Annotated in this window: 1 pseudogene; it reads right to left on the reverse strand. The window is 71.5% G+C overall.

Going from position 1 to position 239, the window contains the following annotated elements:
* Positions 1 to 239: pseudogene (locus J0695_RS43570) on the reverse strand (ABC transporter ATP-binding protein); the annotation flags it as partial.

Genomic DNA, 239 nt, shown 5'->3' on the forward strand with positions numbered 1-239 from the left:
GCCGATCAGCGCGAGGGCGATGAACAGACGCTGCTTCTGGACGCCGGAGAGTTTCCCGGAGCGGGCGTCCAGGTGGGCGGTGAGACCGAGGCGCTCGGCGAGCGGGCGCCAGTCGGCCGGGTGCGGATAGAAGGCCGCGTACAGGGTGAGGGCCTCGCGCACCGTGTGCTTCGCCTGCAGCTCGCTCTCCTGGAGCTGGGCGCCCAGGATCTTGGAGACCCGGTCGTGGTCGGCGACCG

Source organism: Streptomyces beijiangensis (assembly GCF_017315755.1).
GTDB classification, from domain to species: domain Bacteria; phylum Actinomycetota; class Actinomycetes; order Streptomycetales; family Streptomycetaceae; genus Streptomyces; species Streptomyces beijiangensis.